Source organism: Marivita sp. (genome assembly GCF_051251565.1).
Classification (GTDB): domain Bacteria; phylum Pseudomonadota; class Alphaproteobacteria; order Rhodobacterales; family Rhodobacteraceae; genus Marivita.
Genome location: NZ_JBPOFB010000080.1, coordinates 1 through 2,071, shown reverse-complemented (window position 1 = coordinate 2,071; position 2,071 = coordinate 1). Strand labels below are relative to the sequence as shown.

Here is a 2,071-nt window from a genome sequence, read left to right as displayed (position 1 = left end):
GCGCAGCAATTCAAATAGCTGCGACGACATTTTGCGGCTCTGTTCGAACATGCGGAGGTTGGCCTCATAGCTGCGCTGCGCCTCGCGCGCGTCGGCTATTTCAAGCAGGAGATTGACGTTCGAGCCGTCGTAGCTTCCGTCGTCACCGGCAAGCGGGTGGGAGGGGTCCTGGATGCGGGTCAACTCCGCGGAATCGAGCCGCATCCGACCGGTTTCGACCGCACCGGTGGCGCGTCCTGAATCCATGATCTGTGCAAAATCCGACGTCTTGCGCCGGTAGCCCGGCGTGTCCGCATTGGCGATATTCTCGGAGGTGAAGCGCAGACGCCCGGCCTGTGCCCGCATACCGCTGGCCGCGATCGACAGCGCATTCTCGAAATCTGCCATCTATCGACGCCCCAAGGCACTGCGCATGATCGTCAGCCCGTGGTTATAGACCGCGACTGCGCGACTGTGTTCGCGCTCCGCCTCGACCGACCGCAGCATTTCCATCTCGAGCGAGACAGAATTGCCGCTGGGCGACAGCGCGCCGCCGGTATCGGTTGTGATCGTTGCGTATGGCGTCTTGGGACTATCGCCGCCGAAATGGCCTTCGCGCGTGCCGTTCATCCGAACCCCGCCGTCACCGCGATAGGCGCGGGCAAACTCCGTCACGTCCTGCGCGCGGTAGCCCGGCGTATCGGCGTTGGCGATATTGGCAGCCGTGGTCGCCTGCCTCTGGCCGGCGTGTTGAGCGCGAGCGGCGGCAAGCTGAAACAGACCTATGGTGTCGAACATCGGGGCTTCTCCCTCGATCAATTTCATCAAGCTTTAATTCCGATTCGTTACCAAACGGTTGTCAGCACCCGAATGGAGCCGTTCCATGACGATATCCGCCGCCTTCGCATCGATTTCACAGGCGCTCGACCGGATTGAGGTCATCCGCCCGCAAGGCGCCGTGATCGCGATCTCCGGCGGCACCGTCTTGGTGGGATCCCTTCCGCACGCGCGACTGGGCGACCGCTTAATCTTCGTGACCCTCAACGGCCGACCGGAAGGCGAGGTTACAGGCCTTTCAGCGGCGGGCGCGTCCATATTGCTCGGCTCTGCCGCCGACGGTTTGGCCTTGGGCGATGCGGTGACGCTGCATGGTCCGCGTCGTCTGCGCCCTGACGACAGTTGGATCGGGCGAGTTGTGGACCCCGATGGAAAAGCGCTTGATGATATGCCGCTCCTACAGGGCGCGCGGGCGCGATCGATCGACAACGCACCGCCATCTGCCTCTCGCAGACGGGCCCTTGGGGCGCGCCTTGAGACCGGTTCGTGCATCTTCAACACAATACTGCCATTGGCGCGCGGTCAGCGGACCGGGTTGTTCGCTGGATCCGGCGTCGGCAAATCCACGCTCCTCGCGCAGCTCTGCAGGAACGTCGAGGCGGATGTCATCGTAATCGCCCTGATCGGCGAGCGTGGTCGCGAACTGCGTCAGTTCATCGAAGAGGGTTTGGGGCAGGAAGGCCTGCGCAGGGCCGTGGTCGTGGCCGCGACCGCGGATCAGCCGGCGCATACCCGACGGCGTTGTGCCGGCGCAGCAATGGCCATTGCAGAGCATTTTCGCGATCAGGGGCGCCATGTCCTGCTGCTCGCCGACTCTGTCACCCGGATGGCCGAAGCCCATCGCGAGGTCGCGCTCGGTGCCGGAGAAACCGCCCCGGCCGGTGGCTTTCCCGCCTCGACAGCGGCGATTCTCGCCGGGTTATGTGAGCGGGCGGGCCCCGGGGTCGACGGGCAGGGCGACATCACAGCGGTCTTTGCCGTGCTGGTGGCCGGGTCGGATATGGAGGGCCCGATTGCCGATCTGATGCGGGGGATTCTCGACGGGCATATCGTGCTCGACCGTACCATTGCCGAACGCGGACGTTTTCCGGCGGTCGATGTGCTGCGGTCGGTGTCACGCGCGCTCCCGCAGGCCGCGCTGGAGGCGGAGCTAGCCCTGATCACCGAGGCACGTCGCCTGTTGGGCGCCTATGACCGGGCAGAGATGATGGTGCAGGCCGGGCTTTACGAAAGCGGCAGTGATGCCCTCATCGAC

3 protein-coding genes are annotated in these 2,071 nt (G+C 64.7%); 1 reads left to right on the top strand and 2 read right to left on the bottom strand.

The window, feature by feature from the left end; genetic code table 11:
- On the bottom strand, positions 1–387 hold a 387-nt coding region (flgC, locus tag ACSHXH_RS19565; RefSeq protein ID WP_435673477.1), incomplete at its 3' end, for a flagellar basal body rod protein FlgC.
- Entirely contained in the window at positions 388–804 is a 417-nt protein-coding gene (locus ACSHXH_RS19560; protein ID WP_435673476.1) for a FlgB family protein, read from the bottom strand.
- Between the two features lie 58 nt (positions 805–862).
- Between ACSHXH_RS19560 and ACSHXH_RS19555 the strand changes: the two genes are divergently transcribed.
- On the top strand, positions 863–2,071 hold a 1,209-nt coding region (locus tag ACSHXH_RS19555; RefSeq protein WP_435673475.1), incomplete at its 3' end, for a FliI/YscN family ATPase.

Bases quoted from the DNA above. Each gene is read 5' to 3' on its own strand.
- ACSHXH_RS19560 (WP_435673476.1), bottom strand. From the start codon at position 804: ATGAAATTGATCGAGGGAGAAGCCCCGATGTTCGACACCATAGGTCTG.